A 25,664-nucleotide genomic window follows, 5' to 3' on the forward strand; every position below is an offset into this window, starting at 1 on the left:
GATTTAATTAATTTTTGAAAATACTTATTAAAGGATTTAAAAAAGCAATAACGGAATTAAAACTTTTTTATATCACATCGTTTATTGTTGCACTCTTAATAATCATTCCAATTTCCAATTTTCTTCTTGAAGGAGTTCAATATGTTTTTGGTGGGAATTTTTCATTAGGTATTGCAGGAGGAGAAGAGGTACTCGGCACCTTAAAAGTTTTAACACTCACAAGTTTATTTGGAGGAGGATTAGGAACCTTGAATGGATGGTTACTTTCAAATTGTGATTTTAAGTTCAGAAAAGTTCTCCGTATTTGTCAGTTAGTTCCACTAGCTGCTCCAGCCTATTTAATAACAGCTGTTCTGCAGGACTTAGGAAGTATTTTTGGGTATCAAGTAACTGGTTTATGGTGGGGGGTTTTAATACTTTCAATTTCTACTTATCCATATGTATTCATTCTTGCTAACGAAAGTTTTAATAAATTTGGAGTTAATCAAATCAATGCTAGTAGAGGATTAGGAGTTGGGCCATGGAGGAGCTTCTTTAAAATTGCTTTTCCAATGGCTTTACCAGCACTAATAACAGGAATAAGTTTAATGTGTATGGAAGTAATGAATGAGTTAGGTACATTTGCATTATTAAATATTCCAAGTATTTCTACCGGCATAGCCGAAAATTGGATAATTGAGGGTAATCCAAAAAGTGCTATTGGATTATCTTTGATAGCCTTGTTAATGATTTTTACTTTAATTATTTTTGAAAAATTCTCAAGAAGAAAATCCAGGAGATGGAGTGAAAATCCTGCCTCACAAGATTCTCAAGGATGGAAATTAAAAAGAATTAGAGCTCTTTTAGCAATAACCATAGCCTTATTTCCTCCAATTTTCTCTTTTGGAATTCCATGTTTTTGGGTTCTTCTAAATATCGATCAAATTCAAAAAGGCTTATCTTTAGAATTACTTAACCTATCATTAAGGACTATTAGTCTAGCCCTTTTTACTTCATTAATAACAATGCTATTCTCCTTAATAATTTCCTTGGCTAGGCGCCCAAATAAAAGCTTTTTGTTAGGATTAGTTACAAATCTGGCGGGTATAGGTTACGCAATCCCAGGAACTGTATTGGCTTTATCTTTGATCAGCATTTCTTCTTCAAAATTCACTTTCATTGCTATTTGCTTACTAGTTTGGGGTTATATTGTCCGATTTTTAACTATTTCTAAGGGTTCTATTGATTCAAGTCTTGAGAGAATATCTCCTAGTCTTGATGAAGCTGCGCTTGGACTAGGAGAGAACTGGCTAGGAATCTTCAAAAGAATTCATCTACCTCTACTTAAAGGACCAATATTTGTAGGATCTCTTTTAGTTTTTGTAGATACGATAAAAGAATTACCATTAACATTTATCTTAAGACCATTCGATTTCGATACATTATCTGTGAGAATATATCAATATGCTGGAGATGAAAGAATGGTAGAGGCAATATTACCAGCAATTCTTATCATGACTTTAGGCCTTATTGCATCGATTAACTTGATACCAAGTTTAGAAAAGAAAAACTAAATTCTTTTAAACAGTTTTCTAATTAAAAAAGGGAAGCTTATCAACAAATCTGCTGAGGAAGATATAGCTCTAAAATAAATTAAGCTAACAAAAATTGTATTTTGTGGAATATTTCTGCCAACAAAAAAAAGGAAGCAGGCTTCAAAAATGCCAACTCCCCCTGGAGCTGTTGGGACAACCAAACCTAAAGACCATGACAAAGAGAAGACTACTAATAAAAAAATGATATTGAGAGTAGAACTTGTATAAAAAGTATTTAGGCAAATATAAAACCCAATAAATTTTGATAAAACAAAACCAATTTCAATTAATAATGCTTTGATAGGGAAAAAAGAAATTATATTTATTCTCTTTTCAAATTGATCCTTTGAATTTACAAGTCTCAAAACCTCAAATACTTTTCCCTTAAGAGAACCTAATCTCTTTAATACGAGATAAATTAATTTTCTATTTAAAAACACTAAAGGTAAAATTAAGAAAAAGTAAAATGGTGAAAAAATTACTCCAAGGGATGCCAACAGAAAAGCTCCACTCAACATAAAGTAAGGTTCTATAATTGTCGAATACAAAGCAATCTGAGAATTACTTATCTTTTTTATAAAATTAAATCTTTCAACAAAATGCCAAATCCCTCCTGGAACATATTTAAGAATATTGGTTAAAACATAAAAAGAAACTAGATTATTACTTTTAAATTCTAACCCGAACCATTTAACTATATATTTCCATGCATAAGCATTGAGGTAAATACTTAAAACACAAAATAAAAATGATAAAGATAGATTAATTCCATTTTTTTCTAAATTGATATCAAAAGAAATTTGATCGATATTATAAAAAAAATAGATGCAAAAATATAACAAGCTTGAAATAAAGAAAATACTCTTTAAACCACCAAAATTAATTTTTTTAAGAAATTGCCAATATGCTTGAATAATTATATTAAATCTCATTTCCAGTTTTCAAATGCTTTAAAGTTTTTACTTGACTCTTTTATTATTTTTCTTATTTCGTCAGTTGATATTTTATGCTTTAGTTTTAATCTCAAAACTTCGTCATTTTCTGGTTTCATACTTATCGATCCATCTGGTTTTAAAGTCTGTTTAACTTTTATATTTCCAAAAGTCGTTGAACATTCTCCTCTTCTCCTAAGTAATATCCACCTAGATTGGGTCCTTTCACGAACTCCAATAGTATTGGAATAATCAAACCATAATCGCCTGAAGTTTTCTTTTTTTTCTATTGGCAAGATTGCTTGAATAGAAAATCCAATTCTATTTTTTTTCATATTGATAGCTTGATAAGAAACGTCGTAGGCGCCTTCGATTCTTAGTTTCTCTACAAAATTAGATATATCTTCAGGTGTTTGGTCATCAATCCATGCCTCTTGAACAGATATCTCTTCAAACTTTGGATTAATTTGTTGAATAATAGAAGAATCTTCAAATGAAGTAATTTTATACACTCTAACCAAATTAGGGAATGGGAATTTTAGATTACCAATGCCTACTCCGTAAGAATTAATAGAATATTTTGAAGGGGGTTGCAGATAGTTAACTAAATTAGAAAGTAAAGCAATTCCCGTAGGTGTAGATAGCTCCCCTTCTATTGAGTCAAAGCATGATAAAACTCTAATATTCTTTTTTCTTATGAGCTCTATTACAGCAGGAGGGGGAACAGATAATTTTCCGTGTTCAGTTTGAACAAAACCTTTTCCCAACATTGGTTCATTGCAATAAATCCTTTTAGGATTTAAGAAATTTAATGCGGCGCATACTCCAATAATATCCACTAATGAATCGATAGCCCCAATTTCATGAAAATGAACATGATCAGGTTTGATGCCATGAACTTTTCCTTCTGCACTTGCCAAAGATTCAAATACTTCATAAATGATTTGTTGTAAATTATCTTCCAAGTGTCCATTTAAAATAAGTTTTTTTATACTTCTCCAATCCCTATTAATTGGACAGGAATCAATATTCTCAACTTTTGCCTTAATCCCACGGATTGAACAACTTTTAGATTCTTTAAACTCCAGATTGTATAGGTCCTTTAATCCAAGATCAATAAGTGGTTTTTCAATTATTTTTTTAGGCACACCTAAGTCATAAAAAGCTCCTAACAACATATCTCCTGAGATCCCTGGAGAACATTCAATTAAAATATCTTCCATAAATCTTAGATTTCTTTAATGGTAAAAATTGCGATGAAAATCAACTTTTTATTCTAATTATTTTTAGAAAGATTTTTTTCAATCACTTCGTATTTGAGTAATTTTAAAGAATTTCCATCTCTAATCACATCTAAGCTTATAAAACTATTAAGGAGTTCAAGAGAAAGCTCACCTTTTATGACTAATTTAAAATTTTTATTTTTTATCTTTTGCTTTGAAGAAGAATAGATTTTTATAACAAACTCTTTCTTTTGAGCGTTTACAAAAACCAATTCTCCTCTAACAGAGAAATAATTATCTATTAATTCTAATTCCTCTAGTAATTTCGAAAAATTTGTTTTTGAAGAATCATTTGGGAAATGATTAAGTTGATAAGGATCCCAGATGCCTACAACCTGTAAATGCAAGTTTTGAGTACTTTTATTCTTTGGATATACAATCCAATAATAACTTTTCTTTAAGTCAATATGCTTTTTCAAAAGAGATAATGCTTTTCCTAAAACTACAGTTTCAATTTTTTCACCTTTATTATCAGTTAAAAAGCCTCTATTTAATTGCTGAGTATCTTGGGGATTAAATTTACCATAAATAATACCAATTGCTCTGTACTGCAATTGATTAGTAACTTTTGGGATGGGATTTTTTAACATATTAAAATTTTTTAAAATAATAGTTTATAGTCTTGTATTTCTTAATTTTCCTCCAAACTATTAAAAGACTTTAAAGCATCATCTATTGCATCAGAGGGGTTCGTCGCATCATTCAAACTATTATATCTCCTAATCATTTCAACAATTTCAAATGGATTAGTTGGAATAACTGAACTATCCTCTTCTGATTTGGTTGAGCTTTCTACCTGTGATTCCTCAAAAAAATTTTCAGCATTTAGGAAATCACTTTTTAAGGAAATTAAGGACATCAAAAAAACAACTAAAGATATTGGTTGAGAAAAATTTTTAAGAAAATAAATTTTCATTTTATTAAATTTCAAAATTCTTTAATGCCAAAAATCTTTGCTAGTTTAATTTTACATAATTTAGTAGAAATTTGTTAATAGCAACTTGGAATGTTAACTCTATAAGAACTAGACTTTCACAAATATTAGATTGGATTAATCAAGTCAATCCAGATATTCTATGTTTGCAGGAAACAAAAGTGATTGATGATAGTTTCCCTATTGGACCTTTCGAAAAATTAGGATATTCAGTGGAGGTATACGGACAAAAGTCATATAATGGTGTTGCTATCATTTCAAGAATAAAGGCTGAAAATATAAAAAAAGGGTTTTACGGTTGCAAAGACTATGATCAAAATATTGAAATTTTTCAAGATCAAAAAAGATTAATTTCTGCTGATATTAATGGTATTAAAATCATAAATGTCTATGTGCCAAATGGATCTAATCTAGAATCCGATAAGTTCGAATACAAAATTAATTGGTTGAGTTGTTTAGCTTCTTTTTTGGATGAGCAAGTAAAAAGTGGAGAAGCAATTTGTTTGATGGGTGATTTTAATGTTGCTCCATCCAACATAGATATTCATGATCCCCAAAAATATGAAGGAGCCATAATGGCATCTGAGGCAGAGAGAAATGCACTAAATAATGTTCTAAAAGGAAGATTAATAGATTCTTTTAGGGTTTTTGAACAAAATACTGGTAATTGGAGTTGGTGGGATTACCGTAATAACGCATATGAATTAAATAAAGGTTGGAGAATAGACCATATCTACATCAGTAAAGAACTATCATCAAAACTTAAAAGCTGTGTGATAGACAGCTCCCCTAGATCAAATTTACGCCCAAGTGATCATGCTCCAGTAATGATTGATTTGGACTTAAATGACATAAATGCAGATTTTTTTGAAGATGAGGATAATTTTTTCGAAATATAAATAAATCAAATATGAATTCTTTTAGGCCTGAAAAAGCTTATCAATAAAGAGTTATTAAAGAGTGATAGAGATTTGCACTATAATTCCTTAATAATAAGAATTTACAATCCAAACTATCGCAATAAAAATATCATAATGTAGAATTTCATTCTGAATAAAATTTTACCTATTTTTAAATTAGGACATGATTAAATTTTTCTCAAAGCTTTATTTATTTAAACTGTGACTGACATATTAAATTACACCCAATCAGAAGAAGTTTTTTCTGCTGCCCAAAAATTAATGCCTGGTGGAGTGAGTTCTCCTGTTAGAGCTTTTAAATCTGTCGGCGGACAGCCAATAGTTTTCGATAGAGTCAAAGGGCCCTTCGCTTGGGATATAGATGGAAATAGATACATTGACTATATAGGGAGCTGGGGGCCGGCTATTTGTGGACACGCCCACCCTGAAGTTACAACCGCATTGCAAGAAGCAATTGAGAAAGGTACAAGCTTTGGAGCTCCATGCGTTTTAGAAAACAAACTTGCTGAAATGGTAATAGATGCTGTTCCATCGGCAGAAATGGTTAGATTTGTTAATAGTGGGACTGAAGCTTGCATGGCTGTTTTAAGGCTTATGAGAGCATTCACTGGGAGAGATAAAGTCATTAAATTTGATGGTTGCTATCACGGTCATGCAGATATGTTTTTGGTGAAAGCCGGATCTGGTGTAGCTACTTTGGGATTACCAGATTCACCAGGTGTTCCACGATCAACAACCGCAAACACACTTACAGCACCATACAATGATCTTGAAGCGGTAAAGAAATTATTTTCTGAGAATCCTGACGCCATTTCTGGGGTTATTCTTGAGCCTATTGTTGGTAATGCTGGATTTATTACTCCTGAGCCCGGATTTTTAGAGGGATTGAGAGAATTAACCACTGAGAATGGATCCTTATTAGTTTTTGATGAAGTCATGACTGGCTTCAGAATTAGTTATGGAGGCGCCCAAGAAAAATTTGGAGTTACTCCTGATTTAACTACACTCGGGAAAGTTATTGGAGGAGGCTTACCTGTTGGAGCTTATGGAGGTAAGAAAGAAATTATGTCAATGATTGCTCCTTCTGGTCCTGTATACCAGGCAGGTACATTGAGTGGGAACCCACTTGCAATGACTGCTGGAATAAAAACTCTTGAGCTGCTCAAACAAGAAGGTAGTTACGAGAAACTAGATGGACTTACCTCAAGATTAATTGAAGGAATAATTCAGTCTGCAGAAAATAATGGTATCGCTATTAATGGCGGAAGTGTGAGCGCTATGTTTGGATTTTTCTTGTGTGATGGACCAGTTAGGAACTTTGATGAAGCAAAAACAAATGATGCTGAACTTTTTGGTAAGTTGCATAGAGAGATGCTACAACGAGGGATTTACTTAGCCCCAAGCCCTTTTGAGGCTGGATTCACTTCACTAGCTCACAGCGAAGAGGAAATTGATAAAACTATCGAAGCGTTTGATCAATCATTTAATGCAATTAAAAGTTAGTACTTTATTATTATTATTTTTAGAAAAAGATATATAAAAAGTTAATTAATTAAAATTATCTTTTACCACCAACAATTACTGGGGGACTTCCTCCTTCTGATCCTGGCAGTCCGGGAACAACCTGAGTACTTCCATCCCATTTATCTAGAAATAATTTAAAAAGCACTTGATCGTCAAGACTTCTATTTAGGGTTTCGTATCTAAGAGCTTCTTGTTCCGCAATTTCTACTTCAGTTTTTGCTCTCAATAATTGTTGACCAGCTATTTGTTTTTGTTCAATAGCAGCTCTATATTCTTCAGCAATCTCTAATCCAGTCAGATCTAAACTTTTGACATCTACATAATCGAAAGAATTTAGTTCTTGAGCAACAGTATCGCCTACTTTTTCAGAAATGACTGCAAATTCTGTAGCTATTGTCTCTAGCTCATATTGAGAGAAAACAGATTTGAGAGCTTTAAGTAGTGAGGGCTGAACAATTTTTTGATAAACATCACTATTTCTGCTGGCTATAGTAGCAAAAATTCTTCCAGCTTCATTAGGCTTCACAGAATACTTGACAGTAGCTGTAGCTCTAATAACCTGAAGGTCCTTGGTTAAAGTTTCGAATTTTTCAGGTTGAACTTGAGTTTTAATATCAAATGGATAAACAGACTGAATAAATGGAAGTTTAAAGTTTAAACCAGCTCTTCTAGAGGGGCCACTTACCTTACCTAATGTTGTAACCACTGCAACTTGTCCAGAAGGTACCACAAAGAGGGCCTGAGTAAGTAAAAGAAAGCCTGTAAAAGACAATACAATCAAGAGTGTTGCAGTCCCTCCAGGACCAGCTGGTGTGACATTTTTAAAAGATGTTGACATTAAATTTTTTCTTTTAATTAATCATATTTAATCAAACTAATTAGTGCATTAATAAGGTATTTAATTAAAATAATTTTTTAATAATTAAAAAAGGAATATAAATATTGTTTTTATTAAATGTTAGATCTAAATTTATCCAAAAGTTGTAAATAAAGGTCCTCATCTATTTCTCTAATATCATATTCAGATGGCAAAACACCATGCTTATGCTCATGAACTGCCATCCAACAAAATTTCTCAATTTCTCCCTTTGAGAAACGGGGATAATTTTTTACCTTTATGCACAATTTTTTAATAAGAGATTCCGGATAATCTGTCATATTGTTAAAAAAGCCTTATTGAAGATCTTATCTAAAGTTATTAGCCTTGAGAGGAATGTTAAAAGACTCTTCCAAGTCACTAAGAAGTGTAATTGCTAACTGAAGATCATTTTTGCTCTTACTAGAGACTCTGAGAGTTTCTCCATTGATACTGACATTAATTTTTTTTATTTGATCTCTAATATTTTTACTGATTTTTTTTGCTATTTCTTGTTTAATACCTTGCTTTAAAAGGATTGTCTGTTTTACTTTATTACCACTAACTATTTCAATTTCACCGTAATCAAAAATTTTTAAAGATAATTCTCTTTTTATTGCTTTTTGTCTAATTATATCATTTACAGCATTTAAGGTTAGTTCACTATTAGTAGTTATAAAAATATTTTCTTTATCTAAATCAACTGTCGTAATTGTTCCTTTAAGATCGTAACGCTGAGAAATTTCCCTTTTTACTTGATCCAAAGTATTAACTAATTCCTGTCTATCAAAATCAGAAACGACGTCAAATGAAAAACTTTCTGCCATTGTAAATTTTTAAACGCAAGATCATTTTTAGCATAAATTAGATTTAAAAGGGTAAATAGATTAATTTAATCAAAAAACAACAAACTAACCACTTTCCCCATTTCTTCAGCACATCTACAACTATTTAGCAAAGTTTCACTATCATGAAAGGCGAAACATATTAATTGATCACACCTAGCAATAATTTCTTGATTACAAAGGCTGCTTGCAAGTGGTAAAGGCAATTCATCATTTTCACTTTTTTCAACCAAATGCATAACCCTTTCAAGTTGATCCTTGATTTCAGGTATTTGCCTGTCAAGGCTTTGTGGTAATAAAACAGTCAATAATGATGGATTGATATCTAAAACAGCTCGAATAACCGCAGCATTCACTCCTTGTGATCCAGATGTAAGAATATTATGTCCCTCTTCAGCTAAAGACCTTGCTATCAACTCAATCAAGTGAATATCAACGACTGGGACATGTCTACTACCCAGAAAGGCGATCCTCCTTTTTCCATTATCTTGGAGTTTTGCTAATTCTTGAGCTAAGGCATCAACGCCTTCGGTTTCTGGCAAATCTAAAGAGCGACTCAAAATAAAATAGTTCCTATATTTGAAATTAGCATTTATCTGAAAAATTGCAGGGAAAATCTATGCTTTCTAGAATTCTTTTTAGATTTACATGCTCCTGAACTAATTGAACAGCATAAGAAGCTTTAATTGATTCATGTATTCTGACATGACCAAAAGCTTGCTCAATAATTTCTACGGAAGCAAGAGTATCTAATTCTACTTTTAAAATTGGGACCTCTAATTCCTCCGCTCTATGAATCAATTGTGACAGAGGGTCCCCCAATCCAGTTAAAATAAGACATTGAGTTGAAGCTTCCAAAGCCGCAAGTTGAATATCAGTTCTGTCAGCTCCGGTAACTACAGCCATATTTCGTCTTCTTCTGAAAAATTCCATTGCAGAATTCACACCCATTGCACCAATACTTAATGTTTCAACAAGTAATTGATCTTTTTCAGGACAACAAATTACTTGGGCATCTAATCTTCTTACAAGCTCACCAACGGTGACGCTTCTTAGAAGTGGTGATTTAGGCATAACTCCAAATACTTCAATATTCAATTCTTTAAGGGAGGGTATTATTTCATTTTTTACTTTTTCGACTTCTTGAGGCTGAACTGCATTTAATACCACTCCAGCCAAATGCTCTCCTAATTGCTTTTTCGCATTAAGTAATGCATCTACGCTTTTGCAATCTTCCCATAAATTCACAATTAAGACTTTCGCATTTAAACTCTCAGCTAGTTGCGGGAGACTTAAACCATAAATCATCCCTTCATGAAGACTTCCAGCCGCTTCTAGAATATTCAATCCTTTAAAATCATCATTAACCAATCCCTCAATTTGATCAAAACCTTTGCCAGGAAGTAAATCTTTATTAGATATTCTTTTTTCAGCTGATATATTATCCAATAATCCTACTGAAGAAATTAAATTCTCTTCTTCGATATTTAGTGTAGATCCTATAAACTTAACATCATCATCTATTAACCCTTCATAAGACATTGAAGGTAGATTAGTAAGTTCGATACATGTTGCCAATGGTTTACCAATACGTACTTGTTTTTTCTCCTGTAAAAGCCTTTTTGCTATTCCAAGCACCAATGCAGACTTACCACTAAATGGCTCACATGAACCAATTAACAATATATTGCTCATAATTAAGTAAAATTATTTATCCATAGGTTCAAGATAATATTTTTTTTAGAACTAAACAAATATTTATTTATGAGTTTTAATTAAATAAATAAATATTTTTTTTGGTAAATTTATTTTATTTCTTCGGTAATTCATCAAATTCAGACAAAATGATAAATTCAATAAAAAAAGAGACAACTATTGGAATTACTGGAGCTTCCGGCTCGCTAGGGAAAGAACTAACGAAATTATTTCGTCATAAAGGATATAAAGTGATTGGATTTACTCATAGTGAAACTGATACTGAAGTGAATCTTGAATCTCCTAATGAATGGATTAAATGGGAATGTGGGAAAGAATCAAAATTAAAAAAGCATTTAAAGAAGATAGATATTTTAATTTTGAACCACGGCATTTATAATCTAAGCAGGGAAAATATTAATTATGAAAATTCAATCGAAATAAATGCATTAAGCAAATTCAAGTTTATAAATTTATTTGAAGATATTGCCCGAACAAATGATTCATTAACAAAAAAAGAGATTTGGATAAACACATCTGAAGCAGAAATATTACCAGCACTAAATCCGTCATATGAGATTAGTAAATCCCTTATTGGTCAACTAGTTTCCTTCAAAAAAAATCTTCTGGACAAAGATACTAAGGAAAAATTAATTATAAAAAAAATCATCTTAGGGCCTTTTAAATCAGAACTGAATCCTATTGGAATTATGAGTCCCAAATTTGTGTCTAAAAAGATTTATGATTTAGCTAATTCAAAAAGTTACTTAATAATAGTTAGTCCAAACCCTTTAACTTACTTAGTTTTCCCACTGAAGGAATTTTTTAATTTTTTGTATTGCCAAATTATCTATAAATACAAATCTTAGCGTCTAGAAATCTCTATCTGTCAATATTTCAATACCATCTTTTAAAACAACTATTGTATGCTCCCATTGTGCTGATAATTTTCCATCTTTTGTTATTACGGTCCATCTATCATTTAATGTTTTACAAAATTTAGTCCCTTCGTTAACAATAGGTTCCACAGCTAATGTCATTCCTTCACGAAGGACGACGTTGGGCAATTCTTTTGTCCGAAAATTAAATACCGATGGTTCTTCGTGAAGATTTCTTCCAACTCCATGACCTGTATAGTCTTCAACAACACTAAAGCCATTTTTTAAAACAATATCTTCAATTTCACCAGCCACATCGAGAAGTGTATTCCCTGCCTTGATTTTCGAGAGTCCCGCATACAAAGCTTTATAAGCTACATCACTAAGATTTTGAGTCTTAGAACTAACTTCTCCTACACAAATTGATATACAACTATCCCCATGGAAGCCATCTAAATACGCTCCAGTATCAATTTTTACTAAATCACCATTTTCGATTATTTTATTTTTATTTGGTATACCGTGAACCACTTCATTATTAATACTAGAACAAATACTAGAGGGGAAACCATGGTAGCCCTTAAAACTTGGAACAGCTCCAAAACTTTTTATCCTCTTTTCTGCAAAATCATCTAAATCTTTTGTGCTCATTCCCGGTTCAATTAAGTCATTAATTTCCCTCAAAACTGTTGCTACTATCCTGCTAGATTTTTTCATCAAATTTATTTCACGTGCAGATTTTATTTCAATTCCTCTGCTTCTTTGGATAAAAGGAACTTGATCATTAGTTTTGGAATTATTTTTATTTAATAAAAGATCTGCAAAATGTTTCATTGGAATAAATAATAAAAATAGATAAATATCATCAAAATAGCCATTAGAGTCTTGGCTATCTTAAATCTATCAATAACAATGGAAAACAGGAATGAATTTTTTATTTAATTCTAGGCAATTTCATAAGGCTTTGGCTCCTTGGGTTTTTCTTCCATTATTTTTATCTTCAATTACAGGCTTCTCTATAGGGTTTCAAAAGATTTATTAGGCTACTCTAGAGACCAAGTTCACTGGTTAATGTCGCTCCATGAGGGCGCATGGCTTGGAGATAATGGAGAATTAATATATGTCTTATTAAATTCGCTTGGGGTTTTATGGATGCTTATAACGGGATTCCAAATGTTTTCAAAAACAATTTCATTTACCAAAAAGGTTACTAAAGGTGAGTCAAAAGGTTAAGATATAAAACTTGTAAGGTAAAAATGTTCAAAATGGCCAAAGAGAAACAAGAAAATGAATTAGAAACCAACATTAAAACTGACGGATCAATCGATGTGGGAGTTGAAAAAAAAGAAAAAGACTTGGTTTCTAAAACTACAAAAACTATAAACATTTCCAATCTTATTGAAGAATTTGAGAATGAACAATTAAAAAAAGAATTACCTGAAATTTATGTTGGGGACACTGTTAAAGTTGGTGTAAAAATTACAGAAGGTAATAAAGAAAGAGTCCAACCTTATGAAGGTGTTGTCATAGCAAAAAGACATGGAGGGATGAACCAAACTATTACAGTCAGAAGAATTTTCCAGGGTATAGGCGTCGAAAGAGTATTTATGCTACATAGTCCACAGGTTGCCTCTCTAAAAGTTGAACGTAGAGGTAAAGTAAGAAGAGCTAAATTATTCTATCTAAGAGATAGAGTAGGAAAAGCTACTCGCGTAAAACAACGCTTTGATCGATAAAGTTGTAAATTAATCGACTTATTGGTCACAAAGGCGCCTATAATCACTTAAAAGCGTCGTTAGTTCAGTTGGTAGAACGCAGGTCTCCAAAACCTGATGTCGGGGGTTCAAGTCCTCCACGACGCGTTTGATCAACATTATGTAAATCATTTTTTTTCATAAGATGGAGTTAGATCTTCAACCCGGGGACGTAGTTAAAGTCCTAGAATCAGCAGCTTTAGGATGGGTTCGTGCAAGAGTCATCAGAGTGAAGTCTGGTGGAAGAGTTGTCGTACAAAGTGACCAAGGCAGAGAATTTACTGCAAGAGGCAACCAAGTTAGGTTGATAGAACCTGCTGGATTTAGACCTCAAAAATAAATAGTGTTTTAAGGCTGCCCCAAAGTTAACTATTTCTGTAAATCCTCAAATTAATAAATTTTTTTTATTACAACAACATTATTTAAGTATTATGATCTGATAATTTTAAGAATGAAGTTCTAAGTAAAATTAGAACAAAACTATGGGACCGTAGTTCAACTGGTTAGAGCACCGCCCTGTCACGGCGGAAGTTGCGGGTTCGAATCCCGTCGGTCCCGTTTTTTCTAAAAAAAATTTGGAAAAACGTTTAAGATTAGCCCCTAGTCCAACAGGTTTATTACATATTGGGACAGCTCGAACAGCATTATTCAACTGGTTGTATGCACAAAAAATAGGTGGAAAGTTTCTTATCAGAATAGAAGATACAGATTTTCTTCGATCAAAATCTGAATACACAAAAAACATATTAGAGGGCTTGAAGTGGCTTGGACTTAAATGGGATGAAGAACCTATAAAGCAAAGTGACAGAATTTCTATTCACAAAAAATACATCAAAAAGCTATTAGAGTGTGGAACTGCATATAGATGCTTTACTACAGAAAATGAAATTTCCGAATTAAGGGAGGAACAAAAAAAGAAAGGATTACCTCCAAAGCACGATAATAGACACAGAAATCTTTCAAAAGAAAAAATAGAAACATTTATATCCCAAGGAAGGACTTCCGTAATAAGGTTCAAGATTGAGGAAAAAATACAAATCTCATGGGAAGATCAGATAAGAGGTAAAATCAAATGGCAAGGTAAGGACTTGGGAGGTGATTTAGTTTTATCAAGAAGGGCTATTGGATATGAAATTGGAGATCCTTTGTATAATCTTGCAGTTGTAGTTGATGATAATTTCATGAATATCACTCATGTAGTAAGGGGAGAAGACCACATTTCTAACACTGCGAAACAAATATTGATTTATAAAGCCTTAGATTTTAAACTGCCAACGTTTTCACATACTCCACTAATACTAAATAGTGAAGGGAAAAAATTATCTAAGAGAGATTGCGTTACTTCAATCGACGAATTTAGAGATATGGGATATTTACCTGAGGCCTTAGCAAACTACATGGCCTTTCTAGGTTGGTCACCAAAATCTGCAGAGAGTGAAATACTTTCACTGGATGAGATATCTAAAATCTTTGACTTATCTGATGTAAATAAAGCTGGAGCTAAATTCAGTTGGGAGAAACTCAACTGGATTAATTCTCAATACATAAAAAATATGGAATCAGTTAAGTTAAGTGAGATCATAAGGAGATGCTGGGATAATATGGGTTGGGAGCCGCCATCTGAAGAATGGGCTATTAAATTAGTAATTTTGATTAAAGACTCCATGACCCTTTTAAAAGACGCCATTGATGAATCAAAACCATTTTTCTTATTACCTCCAATTCAAAAAGAAGGTCAAGATTTTCTCGAAAACAACCATAGCAAGACATCTCTTAAACTAATTTTAAATTATTTAATTAAGCAAAATACGGCAACACTAGATAAAGAGGAAGCCAAAGAAATAATAAACGAGATCTCAAAAATTCATAATATTAAAAAAGGGATTTTAATGAAGTCATTAAGAGTAGCTTTTTTTGGTTCCCTCAGTGGGCCAGATTTAATACAAAGTTGGGAACTTTTCTCAGAGAGTAAAAGTGATATATTGCGGATTGAAAGATGTCTTAAATCAATCTAAATTATTTTTTTTACCCAATTCAAACCGATTAGCCAAAGGTTTAGCAGAAAGTCCTTGGATTCCTACTGTCATTAATATAGTAAGAAACACTAAGCCTTGAAGACGTCCAGCTCCGAGGATACCAGCCTGTTCTAATCTGATAGAAAAAAGAGAGGCTACCGCAGCGGTAACAATTCCTCTTGGTGCTAACCAAGCTAAAAATACTTTTTCTTTTAAGTCTAATTCTCTTCCCATTGTTGCTATCCAGATAGAGATAGGACGAACAATCACCATCAACATAAAAACGCAAACAACCCCTCCCCAACCTAAAGGACTTAATTCACCCCAAGAAACATCAGCTGCCAAAAGAGGGAAAAGAACTGTTATTGCTAATTGAGCTAGTTCACCTATTAGATTATCCAATCTCTCCTTATCTATTACTTCTCTTTTACCTACAATAAAACCTGCCGCGACAGAAGCAGGCAATCCTGATTCTGGCAAAAAATATTCACAAATTCCATACACAAGAAAAATAAATCCAAGGGTGACTTGAAGCTCTATACCAAATGAGGCTTCATTTTTTATTTTTTTTAAAATTTCTGATAGTAACCATCCTGCACTTAACCCGATTAAGACTCCGCCACCTAATCTTTGCATTAATGCAATAAAGACATCGTTAATCCCACGCAGGTCCCCTAAAGATAATTCTAAAAGCAATAATGCTAGTACTGCTCCAATTGGTTCAAGTAACAACCCTTCAGCTTTTAAAACGTCCGAAAGAGGAGAAGCTAATTGTATTTGTTCAACTAATGGAGAGACCACTGTTGGACCAGTAGCGAGAACTATGGCACTATATATTCCTGCGACTTGCCATGAAAGTCCTGCCAGCCAATGAGCAATAAAAATTCCAGCTGATAATGAAATAAAAAGTCTTACTAATGAAATTTTCAAAACAGTATTTCTTATATTCCCCTCAGGCAGTTTTAAATTTAGTCCCCCTTCGAATAAAACTAAGCAAACTAAAAGACCTACAATAGTTTCAAGCCCTTGTCCAAGATCTAAAGGCTCAACAAGTCCTAAGCCTGATCTTCCGATGAATAATCCAGAAAGCAATAAAATAACAACACTTGGGAATCCTGTAAAAGACGAAAATAATCGTGCACAAGCACCTGCGAATACAGTTATTCCCCAAAGTAACCCCAGCCTTTCAGGCGTCATATAAACTTATAAATAATAAAAATATTAATTATTTTGATTAAATCAATAATCTTATCGCAAGTCCATGAAATACAATACTTTTTAACTTATTTAATCAGCTGAACAACACTAATTTTTTAAAATCACTCAAAACCACTTTCAAGAAAAATTAATTTGATTTCTATTAAGAAAATTGGCTTAGTAGGGCGACAATAACAAAAATTATTCCTATACCGATAGTTGCCATCCTTCCATTCCATATTTCAGCTTGAGGTGTAAAACCTCTTTTCCATAAATTAAGTTCCTTTTTATCAACTAAGTTTTTTGTTTCTTTAATTTCGATTTTAGGTTGTTTGTTCATTGGAGTTAGAAAGGAGGATTTTCTTCGTAAAGGGTATTTGCTTGTTCAATTGAGAGTCTTCCCGAGACACCTAATTTAAGAGAACTCAAATGTTCCTTAAATTTAATCCTGAACAAGGCCGCTGCTCCAATCATCGCCGCATTATCTGTACAAAGATTAAGGGGAGCTAAATGAACTTTAATAGATTTTTTACTAGCTTCACTAATCATCATTTTTCTTAATGTATTATTGGCTGCCACACCCCCAACTACAACAACATTATCCAAGCTATGATCTTTTGCACATTTTATAGTTCTCTCTACTAATACCTCCGCCACAACTCTCTCAAAACTTGCCGCAATATCATGAACTGGCAAGGAATTACCATCAAGATTTATCTTCTCAACCAATCTTAATACAGCAGTTTTTAGACCACTAAAAGAGAAATCATATTTAAGAAATCCACCCTTTTTATCTGAAATCCTGCATTTTGGTAAATTAAATTTCAGAGGGTCTCCATTTTTAGCAATCTTTTCAATTGCAGGTCCACCTGGATAACTAAGACCTAGTAATCTTCCAACTTTATCAAAAGCCTCTCCAGCGGCATCATCAAAACTCTTTCCCAGTTTTTGCATTCGCCTTCTCTCATCAACCTTAATCAATTCAGTATGTCCTCCACTAACAAGTAACGTAAGAAAAGATTTCTTTGGATAGTTTTCTGAAAATAATATTGAAGATAAATGTCCCTCCAAATGATGAACTCCCATGAATGGTTTTGAATGTAAACTACAAAGTGCTCTTGCAGTTATAGAGCCAACTCGTAAACACCCAACTAATCCAGGAGCTACCGTTGATGCAATAAAATCAACTTCTTCAATTTTAAATTTTGATTCTTTTAATGCCTTTTCCAAAACAAAAGGTAATAACTCTAAGTGCTTTCTAGCTGCAAGTTCTGGAACAACTCCTCCCCATTTTGAGTGATCTTTAATTTGAGATGCAATAATGTTTGAATGAATTTTAAAAGTATCGCCAATATTAGAGACTATAGAGACAGATGTCTCATCACAACTTGTTTCAATAGCTAAAACTTTACGCATATTTGATTCAACTTGTTCTATTTTAATATTAATTTCTTACTTAACACACTATAAGGAATTAAAGATTGCAACTTATGAAATTCTTTTTTTCAATCATTACCGCAGTTTTTCTGTTTCTAGGAATTACTCCCACTGTTTTAGCAGCCAATGGGCCAGCTTTAAACCGCGACAGAGCAAGCACAGAATATACTGCATCAGCCCTCACAAAATGCTCTGAAAATCCCAAATTCATGGAGAGAGCAAGTTCTGCTACTACTCAAAAAGATATCGCAAGATTTGAAAGGTATGGCAAAGCATCCTGTGGAGATGATGGCCTTCCACATTTAATTATTGGACCTCCTCTTGAGCCTTGGGGAGCTTTTTTAAATAGAGGGCATGAAGGCGATTTACTTATTCCTGGTGTATTGTTTATTTACATTGCTGGAATCATAGGTTGGTCAGGCAGAGAATATCTAATTGAATCAAAAAAGACTAAGAATCCAGCAGATCTTGAGATTATTATTGATCTAGACTTAGCTAGAAAATGTCTTATGAAAGGTGCGCAATGGCCTCTTCTTGCTAATAAGCAGGGGAAAAATGGTGATTTAAGGGAGAAGGATAATAATATTACACTTAATGGCCCACGCTAAAAATCTTTAAAAACTTTCTTACAAACAAATGTTCAAAATTTTAAGCACAAAATTTGTTAGATCTGCACCAGTAGTTGCAGCAATTTGGCTAACTCTAACAGCTGGAATAATTATTGAATTTAATAGGTTCTTCCCAGATTTATTATTCCATCCAATGAGCTGATAAGAATCAAAATAGTCCTTATTTGATTAGCTTGATTATTCTATTCGCTGTTTCATCAACATTGTGATTTGTTAATTCAAAATCAAATTGATTTGATGCTGAAATCTCATAATTAGCCCTTAAGAGTCTTTTTTTAATTGCCTCTTCTTTTTCTGTACCCCTATTTCTTATCCTTCTCTCTAACTCAGCTTTATTAGGAGGTAGTAAAAATATTGAAAGAGAATCCGGGAACTTTTCTTTTATTTGTTTTGCACCCTCCACTTCAATCTCAAGTAATACTGTAAATCCCTTTTTAATTCTCTCATTAACTGAAGATAAAGGAGTTCCATAATAGTTTCCAGCAAATTGTGCCCATTCAAGAAAAAGGTTTTGTTTAATCATTTCTTTAAACTTTTCTTGATTCAGAAAGTAATAATTTTTCCCCTCATTCTCTCCCTTTCTTGGTTCTCTTGTAGTTGCAGATATTGAGAGCCAAATATTTTTATCTTTACTTAATATTTCTTTGACGACAGTTCCTTTACCTACTCCACTAGGTCCAGTAATGATAATGAGTTTTTTTTGATTTTTCATATTAAATTTTTTACAGTAAAATAAAAACCTTGTGAATTAAAAAGAAATAATGCAAAAAAGTGTACCTCAGATAATGGATATTACATCGATTAGATCTGTCTTGCATTATTTATCAAAGAATATTTTACCTACAAAGTTTGAAACTGCCCAACAACCTGAACCTAATACAATTCAATTATGTTTCAGAGGAGTTGATTCTCAAACTTGGTTGGAAGTTTCATGGAATGGGGACTCTCCCAGAATACTAAAGATAAATAAGCCAGAAAAGATTGGGAGAGAAAGCACACTCTCTAAACAAATAAGATACGGATTAAAATACATGGCATTAATTTCGATTAATCAAGATGATTTCGAAAGAGTAATAAAATTTGGCTTTGCAAAAAAACCTGGAGATGAAATTAGCAAGTATTTAATTTTTGAGTTAATGGGAAAACATAGTAATATTTTTTATTTGGATAATAAATACAAAATAATCGCAGTAGGGAAACAAATTAACTCAAGCCAATCTAGTTTTAGAACAATTTCAACAGGATATATTTATTCTGACCCACCAATTAATCTCAAAAAAGAACCTAGAGAAAACGAGTCTTTTCAATCATGGAAAGAATCAATTTCGACAGTACCAGAGTCTTTGAAATACTGTTTAATAAATTCTTACCAAGGAGTAAGTCCTATATTAACGAAACAATTAGAGATCTTTAGTAATACTAACGATTCAGAAATAATGGGGAAAAATATTGATTTCATCAGCGAAGCGAACTTAAAGGAGATCTTTAAAAGTTGGAAGATCTGGATAAATAGGTTTAAAAACAATAACTTTAATTTTTCACTATTTAATAAATTTTATTATTCCGTTTGGTTTTTAGATAAAGAAATTAAGTGTGAAAATAAAATAGATTTATGCACCGGTTTAGAAAATTATTATGATTTTCATTTAAAGCAAAAAAAACTTGAATTGTTAGTAAAGAAAATTGATGGAAAAATTTTCAAACAAATGAATATTGAGAAAAAGAATTTAAATGTTCAATATGATCTCCTGTCAAAGTCAGAAAACTACGAGGTTTATAAAGAAAAGGCTGACAAAATATTTACTAAAAATGAAATTACAAAACAAGATATTATTAGAGGACAAAAACTATATAAAAAGTCAAAAAAGCTAAAAAGATCTAGAGAGTTAATAAAAGAAAGACTAAATATTTACAAGACCAATATAGATAGATTAGATGAATTCACTATGCTTCTAGAAAATCTTAATTCTTTATCTCATGAAGAACTTTCTATGAAGATCAAAATCCTAGAAGAAATTCTGGAAGAACTTTGTAACGAGTTTAATATTAATCTCAATAGGCAAAGAGAAGATAAGAAAAGTAAATCTGAGAAACGATCCTCCCCAATACAAGTTAACACTCCCACAGGATTGAAGCTTCAGGTAGGTAGAAATATGAGGCAAAATGATTTAATAAGTTTTAAGTTCTCAAAGAAAGGCGATCTATGGTTTCATGCTCAGGAATCCCCAGGAAGTCACGTAGTTTTAAAGTCCTCATCGCGAGCAGCATCTGAACAAGATCTTCAAATAGCTGCCGACTTGGCTGCTTTATTTAGTAAGGCAAAAAGAAACTTTAAAGTTCCTATTAACTTAGTAAAGATTAAAGATTTACAAAAAATAAAAAAAGGAGGACCTGGATGCGTTTCCTTTAAAAATGTAGAGATTATGTGGGGAAATCCTACAAGAGGAGAAGATTACATTAAAAAAAATCTTAAAACATTAATTTAGTTTATAATAAAAAAAATTTTTAAATCTAAATGCTTGATTTTCTTTTGGGTACTCATGAATTTTTAGGAAATCATAGTTTTCCAGAATTTATTGTTGGATATTTATTTGGTGCTGCATTAATTATTGGAGCCCCGACCGTTTTCTTATTACTTGCCTTCGTAAGCGCTCTAATGAAAACAAATGGGAAAATGGGGGGGTACAGAGAATATGAAACTTACGGCGAATCCTCTTTAAATGATGCCCCTCCTTTCTTATTACCAGATCCAACTAATCCAAAGTTAAGCAAATAATTAAATACACCAAAAAATAAAATTGGACTGTGGAGAAACTATTTTTAAACCCTTATCTTAAAAATTTTATTAAACAATAATGAAAGGTGCAGTTCATAGTGAAAATAAATCATCCGATTCGATGACCTTTAGTGATCACTTAGAGGAGCTTCGTCAAAGAATACTTAACTCAATTTTCTCAATACTTATTTCAATATTTTTCAGTTTTTTAATAATAAAGCCATTAATTTCTTTTTTAGAAATTCCAGCTGGTGATATACATTTACTGCAACTTGCTCCGGGAGAGTTTTTGTTTGTCGCCATTAAAGTTGCAGGTTATAGCGGATTAATAGTTTCTATACCTTATATTTTTTATCAAATAATATTATTTATTTCCCCAGGATTAACAAAACAAGAAAAAAGCCTTATCTTGCCAGCAGTTTTTGGCTCAGGTCTTCTATTTTTTTTAGGATTAATTTTTTCATGGTGGATATTAGTTCCCGCAGCCATAAATTTCTTTATTACTTTCGGTGCTGACATTGTTGAACCAACGTGGTCAATAGAACGATATTTTGATTTTGTTCTTTTACTAATGTCTAGCACTGCAATAGCTTTTCAATTGCCAGTATTACAATTTATTCTTGGTTCACTTGGAATAATTACTACACAGAAAATGATTTCGAACTGGAGAATAGTTGTGATTTCCTCAGCAATTTTATCTGCAGTGATTACCCCTTCTACAGACCCATTAACAATGTCATTGCTATCCATATCTATTATATTTTTATTTTTTGTGGGTACTGGATTAACTTACTTATCAGAAAATCTTAAATCAAAAACTCTTTCATCTTCTCATTGATAATTAATTGCAAGCTGACAGCTCTTCCCAACCTTGGTCTAGCATTGACTTTTTTTAGCCATTCTCTTACTTCCTCTGAATATCCACATCTATTTAAAATCTCGATTTTATCAGCTATGGATTTTTCATATTCAACTTCATTTAAAGGAAATGATTCCTGTCCAAGGAATCCCCACATCATCTGGAAATAGACATATTTTCCTCTTTTAAAGAGTCTAAAGTCATATTTCTTACCCCAGCGATGAATCAAATAATGAATAACTTCATCTACTAGTAATGGTTTCATTTGAAACAATTAAAATACTTCCAAAACTTTTACTTTAAATTATTAAAAGTCCTATCTATTTGCAACAGAAATTGTACAATTTGATCCATAATAACTAATAAATAACAGAACCAAGTAGCGAATGACTCAATTAAGTTCCAATGATGTTCCTTCAATGGGTCGAAGGCAATTTATGAATCTTCTTACATTTGGTACTGCAACTGGTGTAGCTTTAGGAGCCCTTTACCCCGTAGCAAATTATTTCATGCCTCTTAGAGCAGGTGGTGGTGGTGGTGGAACTTCTGCTAAAGATGAATTAGGAAATCCAATTACTAAGACAGGTTGGTTGGCGACCCATCAATCAGGAGACAGAAGCTTAGTACAAGGTCTTAAAGGAGATCCAACTTATTTAATTGTTAATGAAAGTGGGGGGATAGGAGATTTTGGTTTAAATGCAATTTGTACTCATTTAGGTTGTGTTGTCCCTTGGGATAGTGGTGCTAATAAATTTATATGCCCTTGCCATGGCAGTCAGTATGATACCAACGGGAAAGTAGTAAGAGGTCCCGCTCCTTTATCTTTAGCGCTAGCTCATGTTGATATTGAAGATGATGCTGTACTTGTCAAACAGTGGTCAGAAACTGACTTTAGAACTAATGAAAATCCTTGGTGGGCATAAAAAAAATGAATAATCTTAAGAGACAAATCATGAAAAGAACAACTTTATTTATCTGTACTTTCCTCTTCATTTCGAGCATTATATTTTATCCTAAGACCACTTTTGCTTATCCATTTTGGGCTCAGCAAAACTATGAATCCCCAAGAGAAGCTACAGGAAAGATAGTCTGTGCGAATTGTCATCTAGCTCAAATGCCCACTATTGCAGAGGTACCACAATCCGTTGGTGCTGATAGCGTTTTCAAAGCTGTTGTCAAAATACCTTACAAAAATGACTTAAAAGAGATTGGAGCGGATGGTTCTGAAGTTCCTTTACAAGTTGGTGCTGTTGTTATGCTGCCTGATGGCTTCAAACTTGCTCCTCAGGAAAGATGGAGTGAAGAAATTAAAGAAGAAACAGAAGGCGTATATTTCACTAATTACAGTGAAGAGAAAGACAATATCATCATTGTTGGTCCTTTACCTGGCGATACTAATAAAGAAATAGTTTTCCCTGTACTTTCCCCTGATCCTTCCACAAACAAAGAATATCACTATGGGAAATACTCATTACATATCGGAGGTAATAGGGGTAGAGGTCAAGTTTATCCAACTGGAGATAAAAGCAATAATGTATTATTTACATCAACCACCACTGGTACTATTAATTCAATAGACACTATTGAGGATGGGAGCTATCAAATCAATATAGAAAAAGAGAATGGTGAAATCACTACTGAGGCTGTACCTGTTGGTCCTCAACTTATAGTAAAAGCACAGGACAAAATTAATGCAGGGGACCCTCTTACAAATGATCCGAACGTTGGCGGCTTTGGGCAACTAGATGCTGAAGTTGTACTTCAGAGTCCTTACAGAGTTATTGGATTAATTGCATTTTTTATTGGTGTAGGTTTAACTCAAATACTTCTAGTATTAAAGAAAAAACAGGTAGAAAAAGTTCAAGCAGCAGAGGGTATTTAACTTTCTTTTAAATGCTTACATTTCAAGCTTTTATACAATCTCCAGGGGAAAATTTTTTAAATTTAGGTTTTTTAACTATTAAGTGGTATGGTTTTCTTATTTCTATTTCAGTTTTAATAGGCATATTTATTTCTAAAAAACTTGCTTCATCAAGGAATCTTAACCCAGAGTATATAAATGAGATACTACCATCATTAACAATTTCTTCAATAATTGGAGCAAGAGCTTATTACGTAATTTTTGAGTGGAGACAATATAGTGGGGATAAATTTTTTACTTATTTAGAGCTATTCAATAACACGTTTCAAATACCATCTTTTCTAGCAGTTTGGGAGGGAGGTATAGCCATACATGGAGGTCTTATTGGAGGATTATTATCTATTATCTATTTCTGCAAGTCAAAAAACATTCATTTAAAAACCTTTTTAGATATATTAATTCCCTCAATTATTCTTGGACAATCTATAGGAAGATGGGGGAATTTTTTCAATAATGAGGCATTTGGGGTCCCAACAAATTTGCCTTGGAAATTATTTATTCCTATCCAAAATAGGCCTTTAGAATTTATTAATTACAAATTTTTTCATCCTACATTTCTTTATGAGTCATTGTGGAATCTTTTAATTTTTATACTCCTCATTTTTATTTTTAATAAACAAAACAAAACAGATTTTGTCAGACCTGGCTTTATTAGCTGTCTTTATTTGATAAGTTATAGCTTTGGAAGATTCTGGATTGAAGGTTTAAGAACTGACCCTCTATGTATTGGTGGACTTCCACCTTTCTGTAGTGGCGGGATAAGAATGGCACAATTTGTAAGTATTTTTTTATTTTCTTCTGGATTAATTGGGATATTTTTTTTAAGATTAAGAACAAATAATATTAAAAATAGAAAGAATGGATAAAAAAATATGCTTTATTGGAGTTGGTCCAGGTGATCCAGAGTTATTAACATTAAAAGCATTAAAAAAGATAAAATCTGCAGATGTCATTATTTGGACTGATTCTCTAATTCCTGAAAAGATTTTAGATTTTTCTAAAGAAGGAACTGAAAAAATAAAAACGAGTTCACTAACGTTAGAGCAAATCACCTTAGTTATGATAAAAAAATTTCATGCAGGCAAAACTGTTGTAAGGTTGCATGATGGAGACCCTTGTCTTTTTGGAGCAATTAAAGAACAAATCGAAATTTTAAAAAAAGAAAAAATTGAAATCGAAGTGATTCCTGGAGTTAGTGCTTTTCAAATAGCTGCAGCTTATCATGAGGCAGAACTGACTGTACCTGACATAACCCAAACAATAATTTTAACTAGAGCGGGAGGGCGAACATGCATGCCTGAGAAAGAATCTTTAAAAGATCTTGCTAAACACAATTCCTCTCTATGTCTTTATCTAAGTGCTAGGCATGTAAAAAAATCTCAAGAAACTTTGCTACAGTTTTATCCCCCAGAGACTAAAGTGATTGTTGGATTCAGAGTATCTTGGGATGATGGTTGGACATCATTAATAGAATTAAAAGATATGGAAAAATTCTCTATTGATAAAAAATTAATTAGAACAACTATTTACATAATTAGCCCAGCAATTAGTAATTCTCAAAATAGGTCTAATCTCTATAATCCATCTTATAGACATCTCTTTAGAAATAAATAATATTAAAGTTGATAGAAAAAT

Annotated in this window: 32 protein-coding genes and 2 tRNA genes; 19 read left to right on the top strand and 15 right to left on the bottom strand. The window is 32.4% G+C overall.

All coding sequences use genetic code 11. The features are described from left to right. The first annotated feature begins 14 nt into the window (after window positions 1-14). Complete coding sequence (locus EU92_RS04870; RefSeq protein WP_032513937.1) at window positions 15-1,553, top strand: ABC transporter permease; 1,539 nt, start codon at window positions 15-17, stop codon at window positions 1,551-1,553. On the opposite strand, the gene EU92_RS04865 is transcribed toward EU92_RS04870, so the two are convergent. From EU92_RS04865 to EU92_RS04850, 4 genes are read right to left on the bottom strand one after another with little or no spacing between them, the layout of a single operon-like run. Next, on the bottom strand, window positions 1,550-2,506 hold the full coding sequence (locus tag EU92_RS04865; protein WP_032513938.1) for a hypothetical protein: 957 nt from the start codon (window positions 2,504-2,506) through the stop codon (window positions 1,550-1,552). The two genes, EU92_RS04870 and EU92_RS04865, sit on opposite strands and share 4 nt — an antisense overlap. Continuing rightward, a complete protein-coding gene (larC, locus tag EU92_RS04860) occupies window positions 2,503-3,729 on the bottom strand; it encodes a nickel pincer cofactor biosynthesis protein LarC (protein ID WP_032513939.1) in 1,227 nt (408 codons plus the stop codon). Before larC ends, EU92_RS04865 begins: the two co-directional genes overlap by 4 nt. A gap of 53 nt (window positions 3,730-3,782) precedes the next feature. Next, the gene (locus EU92_RS04855; protein ID WP_032513940.1) at window positions 3,783-4,379 is read right to left on the bottom strand and encodes a hypothetical protein; all 597 of its coding nucleotides are present in this window, start codon (window positions 4,377-4,379) and stop codon (window positions 3,783-3,785) included. Between the two features lie 41 nt (window positions 4,380-4,420). Then, the gene (locus EU92_RS04850) at window positions 4,421-4,705 is read right to left on the bottom strand and encodes a hypothetical protein (protein WP_032513941.1); all 285 of its coding nucleotides are present in this window, start codon (window positions 4,703-4,705) and stop codon (window positions 4,421-4,423) included. A gap of 71 nt (window positions 4,706-4,776) precedes the next feature. Here EU92_RS04850 and xth point away from each other — a divergent pair, with 71 nt between their 5' ends. Both xth and hemL read left to right on the top strand, forming a co-directional pair. Continuing rightward, window positions 4,777-5,622 carry an exodeoxyribonuclease III gene (gene xth, locus EU92_RS04845; protein WP_032523547.1) on the top strand — a complete coding sequence of 282 codons (846 nt, stop codon included), beginning with the start codon at window positions 4,777-4,779 and terminating at the stop codon, window positions 5,620-5,622. A gap of 222 nt (window positions 5,623-5,844) precedes the next feature. Beyond that, a complete protein-coding gene (gene hemL / locus EU92_RS04840; RefSeq protein WP_032513943.1) occupies window positions 5,845-7,146 on the top strand; it encodes a glutamate-1-semialdehyde 2,1-aminomutase in 1,302 nt (433 codons plus the stop codon). A 55-nt stretch (window positions 7,147-7,201) separates the two neighbouring features. Here hemL and EU92_RS04835 read toward each other — a convergent pair whose 3' ends face one another. From EU92_RS04835 to EU92_RS04815, 5 genes are all read right to left on the bottom strand, one after another. Continuing rightward, a complete protein-coding gene (locus tag EU92_RS04835) occupies window positions 7,202-8,005 on the bottom strand; it encodes a prohibitin family protein (protein ID WP_032513944.1) in 804 nt (267 codons plus the stop codon). Window positions 8,006-8,118: 113 nt separating this feature from the next. Continuing rightward, window positions 8,119-8,325, bottom strand: a complete 207-nt coding sequence (locus EU92_RS04830) for a hypothetical protein (protein WP_032513945.1) — start codon at window positions 8,323-8,325, stop codon at window positions 8,119-8,121. 27 nt (window positions 8,326-8,352) lie between these two features. Further along, complete coding sequence (locus tag EU92_RS04825) at window positions 8,353-8,850, bottom strand: YajQ family cyclic di-GMP-binding protein (protein ID WP_032513946.1); 498 nt, start codon at window positions 8,848-8,850, stop codon at window positions 8,353-8,355. Between the two features lie 65 nt (window positions 8,851-8,915). Then, window positions 8,916-9,428, bottom strand: a complete 513-nt coding sequence (locus EU92_RS04820) for a DNA recombination-mediator protein A (RefSeq protein WP_032513947.1) — start codon at window positions 9,426-9,428, stop codon at window positions 8,916-8,918. Window positions 9,429-9,453: 25 nt separating this feature from the next. Next, entirely contained in the window at window positions 9,454-10,563 is a 1,110-nt protein-coding gene (locus tag EU92_RS04815) for a phosphotransacetylase family protein (protein WP_032513948.1), read from the bottom strand. A gap of 149 nt (window positions 10,564-10,712) precedes the next feature. Here EU92_RS04815 and EU92_RS04810 point away from each other — a divergent pair, with 149 nt between their 5' ends. Beyond that, a complete protein-coding gene (locus tag EU92_RS04810) occupies window positions 10,713-11,432 on the top strand; it encodes an SDR family oxidoreductase (RefSeq protein WP_032513976.1) in 720 nt (239 codons plus the stop codon). A 3-nt stretch (window positions 11,433-11,435) separates the two neighbouring features. Here EU92_RS04810 and map read toward each other — a convergent pair whose 3' ends face one another. After that, the gene (map, locus tag EU92_RS04805) at window positions 11,436-12,275 is read right to left on the bottom strand and encodes a type I methionyl aminopeptidase (RefSeq protein ID WP_032513949.1); all 840 of its coding nucleotides are present in this window, start codon (window positions 12,273-12,275) and stop codon (window positions 11,436-11,438) included. A gap of 237 nt (window positions 12,276-12,512) precedes the next feature. Between map and EU92_RS10375 the strand changes: the two genes are divergently transcribed. From EU92_RS10375 to gltX, 6 genes are all read left to right on the top strand, one after another. Further along, the gene (locus EU92_RS10375) at window positions 12,513-12,674 is read left to right on the top strand and encodes a hypothetical protein (RefSeq protein WP_413350458.1); all 162 of its coding nucleotides are present in this window, start codon (window positions 12,513-12,515) and stop codon (window positions 12,672-12,674) included. A 23-nt stretch (window positions 12,675-12,697) separates the two neighbouring features. Continuing rightward, window positions 12,698-13,177: a 50S ribosomal protein L19 gene (gene rplS / locus EU92_RS04800; protein ID WP_241432561.1), complete on the top strand. Its 480-nt coding sequence runs from the start codon at window positions 12,698-12,700 to the stop codon at window positions 13,175-13,177. Between the two features lie 53 nt (window positions 13,178-13,230). After that, a tRNA-Trp gene (locus tag EU92_RS04795) sits at window positions 13,231-13,303 on the top strand. 37 nt (window positions 13,304-13,340) lie between these two features. Then, window positions 13,341-13,535: a hypothetical protein gene (locus EU92_RS04790; protein ID WP_002807701.1), complete on the top strand. Its 195-nt coding sequence runs from the start codon at window positions 13,341-13,343 to the stop codon at window positions 13,533-13,535. A gap of 144 nt (window positions 13,536-13,679) precedes the next feature. Beyond that, window positions 13,680-13,753, top strand: a tRNA-Asp gene (locus tag EU92_RS04785). Between the two features lie 17 nt (window positions 13,754-13,770). Beyond that, on the top strand, window positions 13,771-15,210 hold the full coding sequence (gene gltX / locus EU92_RS04780) for a glutamate--tRNA ligase (protein ID WP_032513978.1): 1,440 nt from the start codon (window positions 13,771-13,773) through the stop codon (window positions 15,208-15,210). On the opposite strand, the gene EU92_RS04775 is transcribed toward gltX, so the two are convergent. The 3 genes from EU92_RS04775 to tsaD form a co-directional block, all read right to left on the bottom strand. Then, complete coding sequence (locus tag EU92_RS04775) at window positions 15,202-16,407, bottom strand: cation:proton antiporter (protein ID WP_032513950.1); 1,206 nt, start codon at window positions 16,405-16,407, stop codon at window positions 15,202-15,204. The two genes, gltX and EU92_RS04775, sit on opposite strands and share 9 nt — an antisense overlap. 163 nt (window positions 16,408-16,570) lie before the next feature. Beyond that, the gene (locus EU92_RS04770; protein ID WP_032513951.1) at window positions 16,571-16,747 is read right to left on the bottom strand and encodes a hypothetical protein; all 177 of its coding nucleotides are present in this window, start codon (window positions 16,745-16,747) and stop codon (window positions 16,571-16,573) included. A gap of 5 nt (window positions 16,748-16,752) precedes the next feature. Then, window positions 16,753-17,823 (bottom strand): tRNA (adenosine(37)-N6)-threonylcarbamoyltransferase complex transferase subunit TsaD, encoded by a 1,071-nt coding sequence (gene tsaD / locus EU92_RS04765; protein WP_032513952.1) that lies wholly within the window; start codon window positions 17,821-17,823, stop codon window positions 16,753-16,755. 74 nt (window positions 17,824-17,897) lie between these two features. Here tsaD and EU92_RS04760 point away from each other — a divergent pair, with 74 nt between their 5' ends. Both EU92_RS04760 and psaJ read left to right on the top strand, forming a co-directional pair. After that, complete coding sequence (locus EU92_RS04760; protein WP_032513979.1) at window positions 17,898-18,452, top strand: photosystem I reaction center subunit III; 555 nt, start codon at window positions 17,898-17,900, stop codon at window positions 18,450-18,452. Between the two features lie 28 nt (window positions 18,453-18,480). Next, complete coding sequence (gene psaJ, locus EU92_RS0108935; RefSeq protein WP_032513953.1) at window positions 18,481-18,615, top strand: photosystem I reaction center subunit IX; 135 nt, start codon at window positions 18,481-18,483, stop codon at window positions 18,613-18,615. An 18-nt stretch (window positions 18,616-18,633) separates the two neighbouring features. On the opposite strand, the gene gmk is transcribed toward psaJ, so the two are convergent. Beyond that, a complete protein-coding gene (gene gmk, locus EU92_RS04755) occupies window positions 18,634-19,185 on the bottom strand; it encodes a guanylate kinase (RefSeq protein ID WP_032513954.1) in 552 nt (183 codons plus the stop codon). 73 nt (window positions 19,186-19,258) lie between these two features. Here gmk and EU92_RS04750 point away from each other — a divergent pair, with 73 nt between their 5' ends. The 3 genes from EU92_RS04750 (at window position 19,259) to tatC (ending at window position 22,087) form a co-directional block, all read left to right on the top strand. Beyond that, window positions 19,259-20,959, top strand: a complete 1,701-nt coding sequence (locus EU92_RS04750) for an NFACT RNA binding domain-containing protein (RefSeq protein WP_032513980.1) — start codon at window positions 19,259-19,261, stop codon at window positions 20,957-20,959. A 29-nt stretch (window positions 20,960-20,988) separates the two neighbouring features. After that, complete coding sequence (locus EU92_RS04745; protein WP_011819846.1) at window positions 20,989-21,249, top strand: hypothetical protein; 261 nt, start codon at window positions 20,989-20,991, stop codon at window positions 21,247-21,249. 79 nt (window positions 21,250-21,328) lie between these two features. Continuing rightward, window positions 21,329-22,087, top strand: coding sequence for a twin-arginine translocase subunit TatC (tatC, locus tag EU92_RS04740; RefSeq protein ID WP_032513955.1), 759 nt, complete (start codon window positions 21,329-21,331; stop codon window positions 22,085-22,087). Here the strand turns inward: tatC and EU92_RS04735 are convergent. Beyond that, complete coding sequence (locus EU92_RS04735) at window positions 22,056-22,373, bottom strand: DUF3067 family protein (protein WP_032513956.1); 318 nt, start codon at window positions 22,371-22,373, stop codon at window positions 22,056-22,058. The genes tatC and EU92_RS04735 overlap by 32 nt on opposite strands. A 121-nt stretch (window positions 22,374-22,494) precedes the next feature. Here EU92_RS04735 and petC point away from each other — a divergent pair, with 121 nt between their 5' ends. Genes petC through cobM form a run of 4 tightly spaced genes read left to right on the top strand, consistent with a single transcriptional unit; the run spans window position 22,495 to window position 25,643 of the window. After that, window positions 22,495-23,031, top strand: coding sequence for a cytochrome b6-f complex iron-sulfur subunit (gene petC / locus EU92_RS04730; protein WP_032513957.1), 537 nt, complete (start codon window positions 22,495-22,497; stop codon window positions 23,029-23,031). Window positions 23,032-23,060: 29 nt separating this feature from the next. Further along, window positions 23,061-23,990, top strand: a complete 930-nt coding sequence (gene petA, locus EU92_RS04725; RefSeq protein ID WP_241432562.1) for a cytochrome f — start codon at window positions 23,061-23,063, stop codon at window positions 23,988-23,990. An 11-nt stretch (window positions 23,991-24,001) separates the two neighbouring features. Further along, the gene (lgt, locus tag EU92_RS04720; protein ID WP_032513959.1) at window positions 24,002-24,895 is read left to right on the top strand and encodes a prolipoprotein diacylglyceryl transferase; all 894 of its coding nucleotides are present in this window, start codon (window positions 24,002-24,004) and stop codon (window positions 24,893-24,895) included. Then, window positions 24,888-25,643 carry a precorrin-4 C(11)-methyltransferase gene (gene cobM, locus EU92_RS04715; RefSeq protein ID WP_032513960.1) on the top strand — a complete coding sequence of 252 codons (756 nt, stop codon included), beginning with the start codon at window positions 24,888-24,890 and terminating at the stop codon, window positions 25,641-25,643. Before lgt ends, cobM begins: the two co-directional genes overlap by 8 nt. Window positions 25,644-25,664: the final 21 nt, after the last annotated feature.

Source organism: Prochlorococcus marinus str. MIT 9107 (genome assembly GCF_000759855.1).
GTDB classification, from domain to species: domain Bacteria; phylum Cyanobacteriota; class Cyanobacteriia; order PCC-6307; family Cyanobiaceae; genus Prochlorococcus_A; species Prochlorococcus_A marinus_N.

Excerpts from the sequence above, each read along its gene's own strand:
- EU92_RS04865 (WP_032513938.1), bottom strand. The coding sequence starts at position 2,506 with ATGAGATTTAATATAATTATTCAAGCATATTGGCAATTTCTTAAAAAA.
- larC (WP_032513939.1), bottom strand. The coding sequence starts at position 3,729 with ATGGAAGATATTTTAATTGAATGTTCTCCAGGGATCTCAGGAGATATG.
- EU92_RS04855 (WP_032513940.1), bottom strand. The coding sequence starts at position 4,379 with ATGTTAAAAAATCCCATCCCAAAAGTTACTAATCAATTGCAGTACAGA.
- EU92_RS04850 (WP_032513941.1), bottom strand. The coding sequence starts at position 4,705 with ATGAAAATTTATTTTCTTAAAAATTTTTCTCAACCAATATCTTTAGTT.
- EU92_RS04835 (WP_032513944.1), bottom strand. The coding sequence starts at position 8,005 with ATGTCAACATCTTTTAAAAATGTCACACCAGCTGGTCCTGGAGGGACT.
- EU92_RS04830 (WP_032513945.1), bottom strand. The coding sequence starts at position 8,325 with ATGACAGATTATCCGGAATCTCTTATTAAAAAATTGTGCATAAAGGTA.
- EU92_RS04825 (WP_032513946.1), bottom strand. The coding sequence starts at position 8,850 with ATGGCAGAAAGTTTTTCATTTGACGTCGTTTCTGATTTTGATAGACAG.
- EU92_RS04815 (WP_032513948.1), bottom strand. The coding sequence starts at position 10,563 with ATGAGCAATATATTGTTAATTGGTTCATGTGAGCCATTTAGTGGTAAG.
- EU92_RS04810 (WP_032513976.1), top strand. The coding sequence starts at position 10,713 with ATGATAAATTCAATAAAAAAAGAGACAACTATTGGAATTACTGGAGCT.
- map (WP_032513949.1), bottom strand. The coding sequence starts at position 12,275 with ATGAAACATTTTGCAGATCTTTTATTAAATAAAAATAATTCCAAAACT.
- EU92_RS10375 (WP_413350458.1), top strand. The coding sequence starts at position 12,513 with ATGTCGCTCCATGAGGGCGCATGGCTTGGAGATAATGGAGAATTAATA.
- rplS (WP_241432561.1), top strand. The coding sequence starts at position 12,698 with ATGTTCAAAATGGCCAAAGAGAAACAAGAAAATGAATTAGAAACCAAC.
- EU92_RS04790 (WP_002807701.1), top strand. The coding sequence starts at position 13,341 with ATGGAGTTAGATCTTCAACCCGGGGACGTAGTTAAAGTCCTAGAATCA.
- EU92_RS04775 (WP_032513950.1), bottom strand. The coding sequence starts at position 16,407 with ATGACGCCTGAAAGGCTGGGGTTACTTTGGGGAATAACTGTATTCGCA.
- EU92_RS04770 (WP_032513951.1), bottom strand. The coding sequence starts at position 16,747 with ATGAACAAACAACCTAAAATCGAAATTAAAGAAACAAAAAACTTAGTT.
- tsaD (WP_032513952.1), bottom strand. The coding sequence starts at position 17,823 with ATGCGTAAAGTTTTAGCTATTGAAACAAGTTGTGATGAGACATCTGTC.
- EU92_RS04760 (WP_032513979.1), top strand. The coding sequence starts at position 17,898 with ATGAAATTCTTTTTTTCAATCATTACCGCAGTTTTTCTGTTTCTAGGA.
- psaJ (WP_032513953.1), top strand. The coding sequence starts at position 18,481 with ATGTTCAAAATTTTAAGCACAAAATTTGTTAGATCTGCACCAGTAGTT.
- gmk (WP_032513954.1), bottom strand. The coding sequence starts at position 19,185 with ATGAAAAATCAAAAAAAACTCATTATCATTACTGGACCTAGTGGAGTA.
- EU92_RS04750 (WP_032513980.1), top strand. The coding sequence starts at position 19,259 with ATGGATATTACATCGATTAGATCTGTCTTGCATTATTTATCAAAGAAT.
- EU92_RS04745 (WP_011819846.1), top strand. The coding sequence starts at position 20,989 with ATGCTTGATTTTCTTTTGGGTACTCATGAATTTTTAGGAAATCATAGT.
- tatC (WP_032513955.1), top strand. The coding sequence starts at position 21,329 with ATGAAAGGTGCAGTTCATAGTGAAAATAAATCATCCGATTCGATGACC.
- EU92_RS04735 (WP_032513956.1), bottom strand. The coding sequence starts at position 22,373 with ATGAAACCATTACTAGTAGATGAAGTTATTCATTATTTGATTCATCGC.
- petC (WP_032513957.1), top strand. The coding sequence starts at position 22,495 with ATGACTCAATTAAGTTCCAATGATGTTCCTTCAATGGGTCGAAGGCAA.
- petA (WP_241432562.1), top strand. The coding sequence starts at position 23,061 with ATGAAAAGAACAACTTTATTTATCTGTACTTTCCTCTTCATTTCGAGC.
- lgt (WP_032513959.1), top strand. The coding sequence starts at position 24,002 with ATGCTTACATTTCAAGCTTTTATACAATCTCCAGGGGAAAATTTTTTA.
- cobM (WP_032513960.1), top strand. The coding sequence starts at position 24,888 with ATGGATAAAAAAATATGCTTTATTGGAGTTGGTCCAGGTGATCCAGAG.